We start from the raw sequence: 13,005 nt of genomic DNA, 5'->3' as shown, positions 1-13,005 counted from the left end.
CGGCGGCGGGGGCCGCCTTCTGCGCCCTCAGCTCCGCCGAACATTTGGAATAATATTGCAGATAGGTCTGGCCGCCGAGGTTGTTCGCGGCTTTGTCGGCCTGGTATTTGGCGGCGCATTCCTTGGTCACGCTCTGGGCGCCCGCCGGGGCGGCGGCGAAGGCGGCGAGAGCGGCGGCGCCGAAAACAGCCGTGTTCAGGAGAATGGACTTCATACGGATGGACATTGAACCGTCTCCGAAAACCGGCCCGCGCCACGCGACGCCGGTGGGGGGAAGCTTTGCGATTCGCTGGCGTCAGTCAATGGCGTAACGCCCGCCGCGCCTCGGATTGCTTAAGCTTGAGGCGTGGTCCATAGTGCCGCGCGATCAAGATATAAACCTTGGAGCGCGATGCGTTTCCAAGGAAACGCATCGCGCTCCAGGCGATTTCGGGACAAAATTATGGCCGAGGCTTCAACCGAACTTGAATTGATCCAGAAACTGATCGCCGCGCGCGTGGTTCACGACCCCGACTTCAACATTTTCCGTCATGCGAAATTCGCGGAGCCGCCGGTGGTGCTGGACATCGGCGCCAACCGGGGCCAGTCGATCGTCTCGTTCAACGTCACGCTCGATCACCCGATCATCCATGCGTTTGAAGTCAATCCCGCGCTGCATCCGGTGCTGGATTGCGTCGCCAAGCAATTCCCCTCGACGACCATCCACAAATACGGTCTCGCCGAACAGAACGGCGATGTGGTGTTCGGGGTTCCCGTCGTCAATGGCGAACTGTTGTCCGAAGGCGGCAAGGTCGCTTCCATCTCGGCGGACATGCCTTGGGTGCTCGAACGGTTTCGTGAGTCCGATCCCGATTTCCATTACGAAAAGCATATCGGCCAGGTGCGTCGCGGCGACCGCCTCGGCCTTCCGCCCTGCGATATCGTCAAGCTCGATGTCGAAGGGGCCGAGATGGCGGTCCTGCGCGGCATCATCGCCTTGATCGCCGCCACCAAGCCGGTGCTGCTGCTCGGAAACAGCGATTGGAGCCACGTCACCGACTATCTGAAGATTTACAGCTATGCGCCCTTCCGCATCGAACCCGAAAACGACCGGATCGTTCCGTTCCACGGCCCGGCCGTCAACACGCTCTATATCGCCCGCGGTTTCGAGCGAGGCTTGACCCCGGTCGAATGGTAAACGCCTGAACAGGCGGGCGCGATAGCGGTTCACGAACCGCCGCCTCTCGCCGCGAAAATTCGAGCCATTGCGCCGCGCTCAAAATCCAGGCGTCGCTTTCCCCATAGCCGAGTTGCGTGGACCGAGCGGCGCGCGTCGGGCCGCGCCAGCGAGGTCGCAAACGCGACCGCCGTCTTCAAAAGTCTCGCCGGGACGGCAGCGCAATGGCCGCGCCGGCTCCGGGGCGGAATTGTCGTGCATGCTCATGGCGGTCTTCACACAAACCGGGCGCGATTCCCCGAAAAACCGGGAAACCGCGCCCGCGTCAAAAAAAGGAAAAATCAGGACGGCTTGCCGCAGCCGCAGCCGCCCGCAGGCTTGGGGCTCGTGCAGGTGGAGGCCTGTTCCTCGGTCGGCAGCGCCAGCGCGAAACTGAAGCCGAAATTGTCCGGGTCTTCCGAATAATCCACCGTGGCGCCGGCGAGAATGGTGGCCGAACCGTCGTCCATGAACACACGGACGTCGCGGATTTCCACCACCGTGTCATGCGGCGCGGGGTCCGGCTCGATGCGCATCGAATATTTGGGGCCGGAGCAGCCGGCTTCCGCCGTGATGCGCACGCCCTGGCCTTGTTTGTCGTTGGCGATCAGCGAGCTTTCAATGGCCGCGATGGCCGGTCGGGTCAGGATCAGCATGGCGTTCCTTTCTTCAATTGTCCGACGGCGTCATGGACGATGACGCCCGCCTCAGGCCTTGACGATGGTGTTTTCGACCGGGCAGACGCCGATGCAGCGCGGGGAGTCGCCGTCGCATTCTGTGCATTTGGCGGCTTCGACAATAAAGCTGTCGCCCTTCATGCGGATCGCGGCGTTGGGGCATTCGAATTCACAGGCGCCGCAAGCGGAGCACTGGGAAGCAACGATTTTGTAGGCCATGGTCTTCTCCTCTGGTGATGAAGGTCTATGCGTCGGCCGGCGCATCGGCGGCGCGCTTGGCGTAAAGCGCGGCGATGGACGGCTCGATGAATTCATGGGCGTAGGCGTCGCTCGGCTCGATGCCGGCAGCCTTCAGTTCGCCCTTGGGGCAGCCGCCGATCTTGGCGCAAAGCAGCACGTCCACGTCGCCGAGCAGCGCGATGATGCCGGCAAGCGAGGAGTCTTCGCCCAACCCGCCCTGGCAGTATTGGTCGCCAATCTTGCGCGCGCCCAAAAATTTCACGCCGGCGCCATCGGCGCGATAGATCAAAAACTCTTTGGCGTGACCGAAATGCTGGTTGATGACGCCATCGCCCTTGCTCGCCACGGCGACGGTGAGCACGTGGCCGGGCTTGGCCGCCGGCGCGGGTTTGACCGCCATGCGGGCGAAGGCGGCCAGTTCGCGCTTGGCCTCGATTTGCGCGCGCCAGGCGTCGCGCTTGGACTGGTCGATCGCGATGGTCTCCGGCAACTTGTCGAGGGTGAATTCCTGGCCGCGATCCTCGCCCAACATGCCCACCGCATCGGCGCGGCACTGGCGGCAATGGCGCATCAGCTTCGCGCCGCCCTCGCAGGCGTCCTGCACCTTCTTCAACTCTTCCGGCGTCGGGCCGCGCTGTCCGGTCAGGCCGAAATGCGTGCCGTGCGCGGCGTCGGAAATCAGCGGCATCACATTGTGCAGAAACGCGCCGCGCTTTTTCACCTCGCGGTTGACCTCGATCAGGTGTTCGTCGTTGATGCCGGGGATCAGCACCGAATTGACTTTTACGAGCACGCCGCGCGCGACCAGCATGTCGAGGCCAAGCATCTGCCGCTCATGCAAGATCCGCGCGGCCTCGACGCCCTCGTAACGCTTGTGCTGAAAAAAAATCCAAGGATAGATCTTCGCGCCGATTTCGGGGTCGATCATGTTGATGGTGATGGTGACATGATCGATGTTCATGGCCACGATCTCATCGACATGATCGGGCAAGGCCAGCCCGTTGGTGGAGATGCACAGCTTGATATCAGGCAGATCCTTCACCACGGCGTCGAACGTCGCCTTGGTCTTCTTCCAGTCGTAGAGCGCGTCGCCCGGCCCGGCGATTCCCAGCACCGAAAGCTGCGGCACGCTCGCCGCCACGGCCAAAACCTTGCGCGCCCCCTGTTCCGGGGTCAGGCGCTCGGAGACCACGCCGGGGCGGCTCTCATTGGCGCAATCATATTTGCGGTTGCAGTAATTGCACTGGATGTTGCAGGCCGGCGCCACCGCCACATGCATGCGGGCGAAATAATGATGCGCCTCCTCGGAATAGCAGGGATGGTCCTTGACCTTGGCCCAGACTTCCGGGGACATATCCTCGGGCGCGGCGGCGGAGCCGCAGGCGGAGGCGGAACAGCCGCCGGAGGGGACCGCGTTTTTCGCGGGCGCGGTCTTGATTGCACTCATCGTCTTTCTCCTCACGACGCCTTCTGGCGCCGCGCCATGCGCGCGCGCCGCAATTGGGCGGAAAAACAGCGACCCTGCCGGCAGGCGAAGTCGCGCTCGCAAATCTCGTCGCCCGTCGTCAGCGCGGCGGCGCCGCGCAGGCAATTTTCCAGCTCGCGGATGTTGCCGGGATAGGCGCAGCGCAGAATCATGGTTTTCGCACGGGGATTGAGCGCCAAGGCCCGCCCGTTCTCCGCGTTGAACCGGGCCAGAAAATGATCGGCCAAAGCCGGAATGTCCTCGCGCCGCTCGCGCAGGGCCGGCAGCCGCACCGGCGCGCCGCACAGCCGGTAATAGAGATCGGCGCGGAATTTTTTCGCCCGCACCGCCGCTTCGAGATCGCAGGCGGTGGCGGCGATCAACCGCGCATCGACCCGCAAGGTTTTTTCGCCCCCGACGCGCTCGAACGCGCCCTCCTGAATTACGCGCAAGAGCTTGGCTTGAAAAGCGGGCGAAATCTCGCCGATCTCGTCGAGCAGGATGGTGCCGCCATCGGCCAGCGCGAACCGGCCCTCGCGCCGAATGTCCGCGCCGGTAAACGCGCCGCGCTCATGGCCGAACAGTTCGGCCTCCAGCAGGTTTTCGGTCAGGGCGGCGCAATTGATTTTCACGAACGGTTTTTCCGCGCGCGGCGAACGGTCATGAATGAACTGCGCGAACAGCTCCTTGCCGACGCCGCTTTCGCCGCGCAGCAATACCGGCAGTTCGGTCGGCGCCACGCGCCGCGCGTCATCGAGCGCCGCGCGCAATGCGGGGCTGTCGCCGACAATGGCCTTGGCGTCCGGCGCGTCGCCGGGCGCCACGCCGGACATGCCGGACCGCGCCAGCAGCACCAGCGGTCCCAGCATATTGGCGACAAACGCGAGCAGTCTGACATCGGCGGGCGCGACGGCGCGCGCGGAAAACCGCGCCGCCAGCAGGCCGACGATTTCGCCGCGCAGGCGGATCGGAGCGCCCAGGGTCGGCGGCTTTTCCCGCCGCAGCACGCCGGCCTCGCCAGCGGCGAAAAACTTTTGCAGGCGCGGCGTCAGCGCCTGCGGCGGCGCCCCCGCCTGCCTCCCGGCGAGACCGCGCAGCGCCGCGCCTTCGAGAGCGGCGATTCCGCCCTCGGTGAGGCCGAGAGTCGCGAGCAGCGCCAGCACTTTTCGCAACCGCGCGCCGACCGGCGCGGGCGCGCTCAAGCTCGCGGCGATCTCGCCCAGCGCGTCGAACACAGGAACGGCGCCGCCGGTTTCGGGGAAAAGAGCGTGCGCGTTCATAGGGTCACGCCATGATCGGCACGACCATCAGCGGCCGGTCGATGCGCTGCATGATCTTCTTGCGCAGCGCCCCGAGCGTCTGGCCGGCGAGCGCGCAGGTCAGGCATTTGCCGGTGAGTTTCACTTCGACGCGCTGGCCCCGGACTCCCAAGAATTCAATATCGCCGCCGTCGCTCTGAATCCCCGGACGCGCCTCGTCGATGCATTGCGCGATGATGGCGATTTCATCGTCAGACATTGAACGTCCTCCTGTTGCGAAAATCCTGGCGGTAGATCGCCCGAAAACCGCGCACCGAGCGGAACACATGCTCGGTCGGCGACACGCCGGCCGGCAGGCTCTGCACCACCGAGCACCAGCCCGAATAGGAAATGGCGTTGAGATGGCGGCGCACGTCGGCATGATCGACCTTGCCGGACACGCCCAGCGCCACGCGGCCGGGCTCGTCGATATGGACATGGTCGAGCCGCCCGCGCCGCGCGGCGAAATTTTTGTGGCCGGTTTCGCCATTGGCGGCGAAGGCGGCGGTGGCGACGTGCAGGCCAAAGGCGGGATGGTCGAGCGCGGTGACGAGCATGAACAGCTCAGGCGCCAGCCGGCAGAAATCGCCCTCGTCCGGCGCCAGCGGCGCGAAGCACAAGACCGTGCCGTGGTCCTCGATCTGCGGTAGCAGCTTTTCCAGGAAGGCGCGGCATTGCAAAAAGGCTTCCTTGCGCTCCATCCCGCGCGCCCAGCGCGAATCCAGGATCAGCGTGCGTCCGCCGAGATCGCGGCAGATGCGCGACAGATGCACCAGATGTTTTATGGTGTGATGCCGGATGTCGGCGTCATCGAACATGTCGAATTCCGGCCGCCCGCCGAGCAGGGCGTGCAGGCCGACGATCTCCAGCCCGGCGAGCCGCGCCGCCTGTCCATAGGTGGCGACTTCGCGCGGGCAAAACTCCTTGCCGAAATGGGGGCGGGTGAAGGTGTGGTCGGGCGCGATTTCAATGCCCTCGACCCCGGAGGCGCGCATATCCGGCAAATAGGTCAGATGGTCGAAGGCGGGCAGGGTGAGGTTGGAAAAGGCGAGGCGCATGGCGTCACTCCAACTCATCGACGGAGGCGATCAGCTTCCGGCTCTCGCCACCGGCCGCCGCGGGCGCATTGGCCTGCGCCTCGGCCTTCTTCTTGGCCTTGTCCACCCAGGGCAGGCCGCCATAGACCAAGGCGAGGCTGACCTCATTGAGCAGATCGACGATGTCGTGACCCTCGTCCACCACCACGGGCTGGATGCCGGCCTTCATCAGCCGCCGCACCGAATTGGAGCCGATCGAGGCGGCATAGACGGCGGCGCAGCCGTCCACGAATTCGAGCTTGGGAATGACCTTGTCGGCGACCGTATCGGTCATGCCGGAGCGGCCGGCCTCGCCGACCTGTTCGGCCGGCATGAATTTCATGACGCCGACGAGATCGGCGCGGCCGGGCGACACGTCGTAGATGACGAGGCTTTCGGCGCCGCCGAAATGCAGGTTGACCTTTTGCTGGTCGGTGGAGGCGAAGGCGATTTTCAGCATGGCCTCACTCCGCAGCCTGCTTGTATTTGGAAACGAACGGCCGCAACTCCTGATAATGCGCGGCGAGCAGGTTGGCGGCGGCGAAAATCAGGCGGCGGGTTCCGCCATAGCCGATCCACGCATCCGAATGCGCGCCATAGCAATCGTAAACGGGGAAGCCCGCGCGTAAAAGCGCCGCGCCGGTGCGTCGCGCGACTTCGACGCCGTGGGAATTGGTCACGATCAGATCGGCCCCGCGTTCGCGCGCGAGGGTCTCAAGATCCTCGAGATCGCCGACGACAACCTCTTCAATCGGCAGATCGGCCAGCCGCGCCGACCGCGTCGAAGCCACCGCCGCCACCACATCCGCGCCCATGCCGTGAAAGAATTCGACCAGCGCCGCAAGCAGATCGCTGTCGCCGGCGACGCCCACTTTGGCGCCGCCGAACTGGAACTGGCAATCGACCATGGCGTCGGTCAACTGGTCGCGCTTGCGCGCGAATTTCGGCGGGACCGGCCGGCCGGAAATCTCCGAGAGAATCTCCGTGAAGGCGTCGGAAGATTGCAGCCCGATCAACTGGTCGAAACGAAAATCCGAGGCGCCCGTCAGCGCCTGAAGCGCGTCGCCGGCGCGGTTCATCGAGCGGCCGATCACCAGCGTGGCGTAGGAGTCCGCCATGCTCTCGATTTCCTCTCGGGTGACGCCGCCATAGGTGAGGGTGGAAAACCCCTGTTCGATCAGATGGCCGTCGAGCGAGGCGCCGAGATCGGGCAGCAGGATCGGGGTGAGGCCGAACGCCTCGATCCACGCCCGCAACGCCTCCAGATCGCCCGGACTCAGGCTCGACGAAGCCAGAACATTGATCTGGTTGCGGTTCTTCCAACTGGTCGGCCGGCGCGGCACCAGCGCCTGGATCATGCTCTCCACCGCCGTGGCGAAGCCGGTCTCCAAACAGCCGAGCGTGTCGCTGGCGCTGACCGGCACGACGGCGACGGACGCGAATTCCGGATGCTTGTTGCGAAATTCCTTCACCGTGCGCGGCACATCGGCGCCCTGCATTTCCGACAGGCCGGTGGTGACGAGGCCGATCACCTTTGGCGCGTTTTTCGCGCAAATGGTCGCCAGCGCCTCCACCACATTGTCGTCGGCGCCGAGCACGGTGGTGGTCTGGTCCATCGCCGTGGTCTGCAACGCGATCGGCTCGTTGAAATGGCGCATGAAGAACAGTTTGTTGAACGACGCGCAGCCGCGCGCGCCATGTTCCAGCGGCATGCACTCGGCCACGCCGAGAAAGGCCAGCGAGGCGCCGATGGGCTGGCTCGCCTTCAACGGATTGACGCTGAGCGCCTTGGTGGGAGTGAGGATTTCAGCCATGCCCGTCGCCTCAAGCCACAGCGCGCGGACGCGCGCGCTTGGCCCACGCGGGTTTCGAGCGCACCTGGGCCCAGACCGGCGAATGCACGGCCTGGTCGAGATTTTTGGCGAGTTCGATCAGCCCGTCATAACCGGCGTAGCCGATGCGCCGGACATGGTCGATATCGAGGAAGGGAATGCGCGATTTCAGCGTCGGATAGATGTAGCGGTCGCCGGCGATGAGAATGTCGGCATTGGTCTCGTGAAACACGTCGATCAGCGCCAACTGGTCGTTGTCGGAAATCATCCGCGCCTCCGGCCCCATCAGTTCGACGATGCGGGCCTTGTCTTCCTCGGTGGATTTTTCCGTGCCGGTGGCGACCACGATCATGCCGAGATCCTGCATGGCGGAGACCACCGACCAGCTCTTGTAGCCGCCGGTGAAAATCAGCACGCGCTTGCCACGCAATTTTTCGCGCAACGGCGCCAAAGCCGCCTCGACCCGCGCCTCCTCGCGCGCCACCAGTTTTTCCACGCGCGCGCTGAGGTCGGGATCGTTCAGCAGGCGAGCAAAGCCGCGAAACGCCTCGGACGTGTCGCGGGCGCCATAAAACGAGCCTTCAAACCACGGAATCTTGTAGTCGTCCTCAAGCTTGCGCGCGACGGCGAGCATGGCCTTGGAGCACACCACCATATTGGCCTGCGCGCGATGCATGGTCTGCACTTCGGCAAAGCGGCTGTCGCCGGAAAAGCTGCACAACACGCGCAAGCCCAACTCATCGAACAAGGGCGCCACATTCCAGAATTCGCCGCCGACATTCCACTCGCCGACGAGATTGACGTCATGCCTGACAACGCCGGGAATTTCGAGCGCCGGCGCGACCGGGTCGGGTTCGCGCGTCCCGATGATATATTTGTACGCGGCGTCGCCGGCGACGCGATTGCCGAGATTCTTGTTGCCATAAAAACCGGCGCAATCCACGGGGATCACCGGCACGCCGAATTTCTCCTGGGCATGTTTGGCGACGGCCTCGATGTCGTCGCCCTGCAAGGCCGGCACGCAGGTGTTGTAGACGAACACGGCCGCTGGCTTGTGGGTCTCGATGGTCTGTTTGATCGACTGGTACAGCCGCTTCTCACCGCGCCCCATGATCACGTCCATGTCGGTGAGATCGGTGGTCATGCCGATGCGATAAGTGTCGGGGCCGGAGGAGCGCGTGCCGCGATTGTCCCAGGAGGAGCCGGCGCAGCCGATCGGGCCGTGAACGATATGCGCGACATCGGCGATGGGGAGCAGGGCGTTGCGCGCGCCGTCAAAGCAACACCCGCCCTGAGTCGCGCCCGGCGCCGGTTTTGCGCAACCGGACTTGGCTTTCTTGTTGTGGGCGCAGGCCGGTTCGTTCAGCAACGCCGCGATATCCTGGGGCTTCATGCGATCCTCCGGAAAAGCCAAGTCCAGCAGGGTAGAGCAAAGCGCGGGCCAATCCGGCCCGCAGCGCGGAACGCCTTGCAAAATGTGAGAAAAATCTCTTTATCCTCCGCGTGATAGCAGGGGGAGGCGCACGCAGCGGCGCCAAATTCGCACGAAGCGGCGAGCTTCGTACCGTTATGTAAAAAGATTACATTGATGCCTTTTGTTGCAGATGCGACAATGTTAATCAGAGAACAAATCGCCATTGCGCTCGCTATCCCGCTGTGTTGGATAGACGGAAATGGCGTGGAATTTGCTTGGATGTCATTGCGCCAGCGGAGGCGTCGCGAAAGCGACGCGCGGCCGCCGTCGCGCACGCACGTCCGGGCGCCTTTTCGGGATTGGACACAGCATGGGTCAAAGAAAGTCGGCATCCGACCATGTGGATGAGGAACTTGAGGATTTCAGCCATTGTTTCACCGGCGAATGTCGCATCAACGTTCTGCCGACCCTGTTCAAGATCAGCCAGGTCATCGCCGAGAGCGAGGATCTCGAGCATTCGCTCGACATCATTCTCCGCGTCATGCACAAACGGCTGAAGATCACGCGCGGCGCCGTCACCCTCTATGATCGCGCCTCCGAAACCATCTCGATCCACCGCAGCTTCGGCCTCACCGATATCGAGAAATCGCGCGGGATCTATTCGCCCGGCGAGGGCATTACCGGCGAAGTGGTGGAATCCGGCGAGGCGATCATGGTGCCCCATATCGCCGACGACCAACGCTTCCTTGACCGCACGCGGGCGCATGACGGCAATGGCCTCAACGCCTCGTTCTTCTGCGTGCCGATCACCCATGCCAAAAAAGTGTGGGGCGCGATCTCGGCGGAGCGCGTCTATCACAACCGCAACCTGCTGAAACAGGACATGGAGCTGGTGGCGACGCTCGGCTCGATGATCGCGCCCGCCGTCGAACTCTACATGCTCGAAAACGTGGAAAAGGTGCGGCTCGAAAACGAGAACCGCCGCCTGCACAACGAGCTGAAGCAGAAATACAAGCCGGAAAACATCATCGGCAATTCCAAGCCGATGCAGGACATCTACCAGCTGATCGAAAAGGTCTCGTCCACCAAGGCGACCGTGCTGGTGCTCGGCGAAAGCGGCGTCGGCAAGGAGTTGGTCGCCAGCGCCATCCATTACAACAGCCCGACCTCCGAAGGCCCCTTCGTCGTGTTCAATTGCGCGGCCCTGCCGGAGAGCATCGTCGAAAGCGAATTGTTCGGCCACGAAAAAGGCTCGTTCACCGGCGCGCTCGCCCAGCGCAAGGGCCGGTTCGAAATGGCCGACGGCGGCACGATTTTTCTCGACGAAGTCGGCGAACTCAGCCTGCCGCTGCAAGCCAAGCTTTTGCGCGTATTGCAGCAGAGAACCTTTGAACGCGTCGGCGGCTCAAAACCGGTGCGCGTCGATCTGCGCGTCATCGCCGCCACCAACCGCGACCTGCCGGACATGATCGCCAAGGGGCTGTTCCGCGAGGATTTGTACTACCGCTTCAACGTCTTCCCCATCACCATCCCGCCGCTGCGCGAGCGCGCCAGCGACGTCATCCTGCTCGCCGATCATTTCGTCACGCAGAGCGCGCAGGCGATGGGCAAGGACGTCAAGCGCATCTCGACGCCGGCGCTGAACATGCTGATGGCCTATCATTGGCCGGGCAATGTGCGCGAACTTGAAAACGTGATCGAGCGCGCGGTGATCCTCGCCGACGACGGCGTCATCCACGGCTACAACCTGCCGCCCTCGCTGCAAACCTCCGCCGAGACCGGAACGAGTTTCGGCTGCGGGCTGGAGGCGAAAATCCAGGCGGTCGAATACGAGATGATCGTCGAAGCGCTGAAGGACCACAACGGCAACACGACGGAAGCCGCCAGGGAGCTGGGCCTGACCCGGCGCATCCTCGGTCTGCGCATGGAAAAGTACAACATCAATTACAAGACGTACCGTCGCGGCGCCGCGGCGGGAGAGTCTTGAAGGCGCGACGCCCGGTTTTTCGCCGTGTCGTTTTTGAAGAACGCCCGGTTTTTCGCGGGGCTATGGGAGCGTGATATGGCGGACCTGACCAACCAACAGTTTTTCAATCTCCTGCTGGCGGATATCGCCATGGCGGCGGCGATCCGGACGGTGGAGGGCGAATTCGTCGCGCCGGAAAATTACGAACCCGGAAAGATCCGCACCGCATGGATCGCGGCGCACGGCGACGAGGCGCTGCAACGCCGCGTGTTCGCTCTGGCCAACGCCGGCCTTGGCTCGCTGCACGGCGTCGATGGCGAGCAATTGACCAAGGCGGCGGAAAAATACGGCGTGCCGATCGACGCCGCGCTGGGCGAAAAAATCGCGCAATTCTTCACCGGCAAGCGCGAGGCCGTGTTGCGTTATCGCAGCTGAAATCCCTCCCGGGGCGAACGACTGGCGGTGCGCAAGCGCCGCCTTTTTTTGTGAAGCGCCGCGCGAACAAAAAGGGCGCGACCAGCGCGCCCTCTTGCAAAATTTCGCGACCTCCGAGTTCACATCGGCGTAATGCCGTTTTCCTCGTAGATCACCTCCTGGGCCTTCTTGAATTCGGTCATCGAAAACTCGAAACCGGCTTCCTTGATGGCGGCCCAGCTTGCGGCCTCATCATCGGAGAGGTCGTTCATTTTCTTACGAAAATCCTGGTCCGAGCGCATTTGCCTGATATAGGCGACAGCGGATTCGACTGACATGAAATCTCTCCTCGAACGGCAGAGCGTTTTCAAGCGAAGTGGATTGCCGGTTCGCGTGAAGAAAACGCGTCAAGACAGACAACCAGAGCGCGTTCCGTGAACGGGAGTTCACCGAACGCGGCCCAGCCCGGACCCGCGCGGAGTCCGGGCCGTCCCGTGATCCGGACTTAGGCTTCGGCGGCCTTCTTGCCGACGATGCTCTCGTCGATGGTCGGCATGATGCCGTGTTCCATCAGCAGTTCTTCGAGTTCGTCCATGGTGATCGGGGTCGGGATGATGCCGTTGCCCACGTTGGCGTGCACCTTGTTGGCGAGGCTGCGGTATTCGGCGGCCTGCGAGGAGTCCGGCGCATATTCGACGCAGGTCATGCGGCGCAGTTCGGCGTGCTGCACGATATTGTTGCGCGGCACGAAATGGATGAGCTTGCAGCCCAGCTTGCCGGCCAGCGATTCCGCCAGATCCAGCTCCTTGTCGGTCTGGCGCTCGTTGCAGATCAGACCGCCCAGGCGCACGCCGCCGGAATTGGCATATTTCAGAATGCCCTTGGAAATGTTGTTGGCCGCATACATGGCCATCATCTCGCCGGACATGACGATGTAGATTTCCTGCGCCTTGTTCTCGCGGATCGGCATGGCGAAGCCGCCGCAGACCACGTCGCCGAGCACGTCGTAGGACACATAGTCCACGTCGTCATAGGCGCCGTTTTCTTCGAGGAAGTTGATGGCGGTGATGACGCCGCGACCGGCGCAGCCGACTCCGGGCTCGGGGCCGCCGGCTTCGACGCACTTGATGCCGCCGAAGCCGATCTTCAGCACGTCCTCGAGTTCGAGATCCTCGACCGATCCGGCGTCGGCGGCGAGCGAGAGAATGGTGTCCTGGGCCTTGGCGTGCAGGATCAGGCGGGTGGAGTCGGCCTTGGGATCGCAGCCGACGATCAGGATCTTGTGGCCGAGTTCCGAGAGGGCGGCCAGGGTATTCTGCGAGGTGGTGGACTTGCCGATACCACCCTTGCCGTAAAAGGCGATTTGACGAAGAGACATGCTTGCTCCTGTTTGCGGGGCTGGATATGGCCGTCCGGCAGGGCGGCCAT

14 protein-coding genes and 1 pseudogene are annotated in these 13,005 nt (G+C 63.5%); 3 read left to right on the top strand and 12 right to left on the bottom strand.

The window, feature by feature from the left end; genetic code table 11:
• Positions 1-226 (bottom strand): annotated as a pseudogene (locus CCR94_RS11220) (hypothetical protein); the annotation flags it as partial.
• Positions 227-442: 216 nt separating this feature from the next.
• On the opposite strand from CCR94_RS11220, the gene CCR94_RS11215 reads away from it, so the two are divergent.
• Positions 443-1,177 (top strand): FkbM family methyltransferase, encoded by a 735-nt coding sequence (locus tag CCR94_RS11215; RefSeq protein WP_104507936.1) that lies wholly within the window; start codon positions 443-445, stop codon positions 1,175-1,177.
• Positions 1,178-1,497: 320 nt separating this feature from the next.
• Here the strand turns inward: CCR94_RS11215 and CCR94_RS11210 are convergent, their stop codons facing one another.
• From CCR94_RS11210 to nifE, 9 genes are read right to left on the bottom strand one after another with little or no spacing between them, the layout of a single operon-like run.
• The gene (locus CCR94_RS11210; protein WP_104507935.1) at positions 1,498-1,851 is read right to left on the bottom strand and encodes a HesB/IscA family protein; all 354 of its coding nucleotides are present in this window, start codon (positions 1,849-1,851) and stop codon (positions 1,498-1,500) included.
• A 51-nt stretch (positions 1,852-1,902) separates the two neighbouring features.
• Positions 1,903-2,136 carry a 4Fe-4S binding protein gene (locus tag CCR94_RS11205; protein WP_158254717.1) on the bottom strand — a complete coding sequence of 78 codons (234 nt, stop codon included), beginning with the start codon at positions 2,134-2,136 and terminating at the stop codon, positions 1,903-1,905.
• Entirely contained in the window at positions 2,117-3,559 is a 1,443-nt protein-coding gene (nifB, locus tag CCR94_RS11200) for a nitrogenase cofactor biosynthesis protein NifB (RefSeq protein WP_104507933.1), read from the bottom strand. Before nifB ends, CCR94_RS11205 begins: the two co-directional genes overlap by 20 nt.
• An 11-nt stretch (positions 3,560-3,570) precedes the next feature.
• Positions 3,571-4,857, bottom strand: a complete 1,287-nt coding sequence (locus tag CCR94_RS11195) for a sigma 54-interacting transcriptional regulator (protein WP_206605822.1) — start codon at positions 4,855-4,857, stop codon at positions 3,571-3,573.
• A 4-nt stretch (positions 4,858-4,861) separates the two neighbouring features.
• Positions 4,862-5,095, bottom strand: coding sequence for a NifU family protein (locus CCR94_RS25070; protein WP_158254716.1), 234 nt, complete (start codon positions 5,093-5,095; stop codon positions 4,862-4,864).
• On the bottom strand, positions 5,088-5,933 hold the full coding sequence (locus CCR94_RS11185) for a sugar phosphate isomerase/epimerase family protein (protein WP_158254715.1): 846 nt from the start codon (positions 5,931-5,933) through the stop codon (positions 5,088-5,090). The genes CCR94_RS25070 and CCR94_RS11185 overlap by 8 nt, the downstream gene beginning before the upstream one ends.
• A 4-nt stretch (positions 5,934-5,937) precedes the next feature.
• On the bottom strand, positions 5,938-6,411 hold the full coding sequence (locus CCR94_RS11180) for a NifB/NifX family molybdenum-iron cluster-binding protein (protein ID WP_104507931.1): 474 nt from the start codon (positions 6,409-6,411) through the stop codon (positions 5,938-5,940).
• A 4-nt stretch (positions 6,412-6,415) separates the two neighbouring features.
• The gene (gene nifN, locus CCR94_RS11175) at positions 6,416-7,765 is read right to left on the bottom strand and encodes a nitrogenase iron-molybdenum cofactor biosynthesis protein NifN (RefSeq protein WP_104507930.1); all 1,350 of its coding nucleotides are present in this window, start codon (positions 7,763-7,765) and stop codon (positions 6,416-6,418) included.
• 10 nt (positions 7,766-7,775) lie between these two features.
• On the bottom strand, positions 7,776-9,176 hold the full coding sequence (nifE, locus tag CCR94_RS11170) for a nitrogenase iron-molybdenum cofactor biosynthesis protein NifE (protein ID WP_104507929.1): 1,401 nt from the start codon (positions 9,174-9,176) through the stop codon (positions 7,776-7,778).
• 391 nt (positions 9,177-9,567) lie between these two features.
• Between nifE and CCR94_RS11165 the strand changes: the two genes are divergently transcribed.
• On the top strand, positions 9,568-11,184 hold the full coding sequence (locus CCR94_RS11165; protein ID WP_104507928.1) for a sigma 54-interacting transcriptional regulator: 1,617 nt from the start codon (positions 9,568-9,570) through the stop codon (positions 11,182-11,184).
• Between the two features lie 75 nt (positions 11,185-11,259).
• Positions 11,260-11,598 (top strand): hypothetical protein, encoded by a 339-nt coding sequence (locus tag CCR94_RS11160; RefSeq protein ID WP_104507927.1) that lies wholly within the window; start codon positions 11,260-11,262, stop codon positions 11,596-11,598.
• Between the two features lie 119 nt (positions 11,599-11,717).
• Here CCR94_RS11160 and CCR94_RS11155 read toward each other — a convergent pair whose 3' ends face one another.
• Both CCR94_RS11155 and nifH read right to left on the bottom strand, forming a co-directional pair.
• A complete protein-coding gene (locus CCR94_RS11155; protein WP_104507926.1) occupies positions 11,718-11,915 on the bottom strand; it encodes a Nif11-like leader peptide family natural product precursor in 198 nt (65 codons plus the stop codon).
• A 167-nt stretch (positions 11,916-12,082) separates the two neighbouring features.
• The gene (nifH, locus tag CCR94_RS11150) at positions 12,083-12,955 is read right to left on the bottom strand and encodes a nitrogenase iron protein (RefSeq protein ID WP_104507925.1); all 873 of its coding nucleotides are present in this window, start codon (positions 12,953-12,955) and stop codon (positions 12,083-12,085) included.
• Positions 12,956-13,005 lie beyond the last annotated feature (50 nt).

This window comes from Rhodoblastus sphagnicola (genome assembly GCF_002937075.1).
Lineage (GTDB): Bacteria > Pseudomonadota > Alphaproteobacteria > Rhizobiales > Beijerinckiaceae > Rhodoblastus > Rhodoblastus sphagnicola.
Note: the sequence above shows the minus strand (reverse complement) of the source record. Positions and strands in the feature narration are given on the sequence as shown.

Coding starts and splice junctions, on each gene's coding strand:
- CCR94_RS11215 (WP_104507936.1), top strand. CDS start 443: ATGGCCGAGGCTTCAACCGAACTTGAATTGATCCAGAAACTGATCGCC.
- CCR94_RS11210 (WP_104507935.1), bottom strand. CDS start 1,851: ATGCTGATCCTGACCCGACCGGCCATCGCGGCCATTGAAAGCTCGCTG.
- CCR94_RS11205 (WP_158254717.1), bottom strand. CDS start 2,136: ATGCGCCGGCCGACGCATAGACCTTCATCACCAGAGGAGAAGACCATG.
- nifB (WP_104507933.1), bottom strand. CDS start 3,559: ATGAGTGCAATCAAGACCGCGCCCGCGAAAAACGCGGTCCCCTCCGGC.
- CCR94_RS11195 (WP_206605822.1), bottom strand. CDS start 4,857: ATGAACGCGCACGCTCTTTTCCCCGAAACCGGCGGCGCCGTTCCTGTG.
- CCR94_RS25070 (WP_158254716.1), bottom strand. CDS start 5,095: ATGTCTGACGATGAAATCGCCATCATCGCGCAATGCATCGACGAGGCG.
- CCR94_RS11185 (WP_158254715.1), bottom strand. CDS start 5,933: ATGCGCCTCGCCTTTTCCAACCTCACCCTGCCCGCCTTCGACCATCTG.
- CCR94_RS11180 (WP_104507931.1), bottom strand. CDS start 6,411: ATGCTGAAAATCGCCTTCGCCTCCACCGACCAGCAAAAGGTCAACCTG.
- nifN (WP_104507930.1), bottom strand. CDS start 7,765: ATGGCTGAAATCCTCACTCCCACCAAGGCGCTCAGCGTCAATCCGTTG.
- nifE (WP_104507929.1), bottom strand. CDS start 9,176: ATGAAGCCCCAGGATATCGCGGCGTTGCTGAACGAACCGGCCTGCGCC.
- CCR94_RS11165 (WP_104507928.1), top strand. CDS start 9,568: ATGGGTCAAAGAAAGTCGGCATCCGACCATGTGGATGAGGAACTTGAG.
- CCR94_RS11160 (WP_104507927.1), top strand. CDS start 11,260: ATGGCGGACCTGACCAACCAACAGTTTTTCAATCTCCTGCTGGCGGAT.
- CCR94_RS11155 (WP_104507926.1), bottom strand. CDS start 11,915: ATGTCAGTCGAATCCGCTGTCGCCTATATCAGGCAAATGCGCTCGGAC.
- nifH (WP_104507925.1), bottom strand. CDS start 12,955: ATGTCTCTTCGTCAAATCGCCTTTTACGGCAAGGGTGGTATCGGCAAG.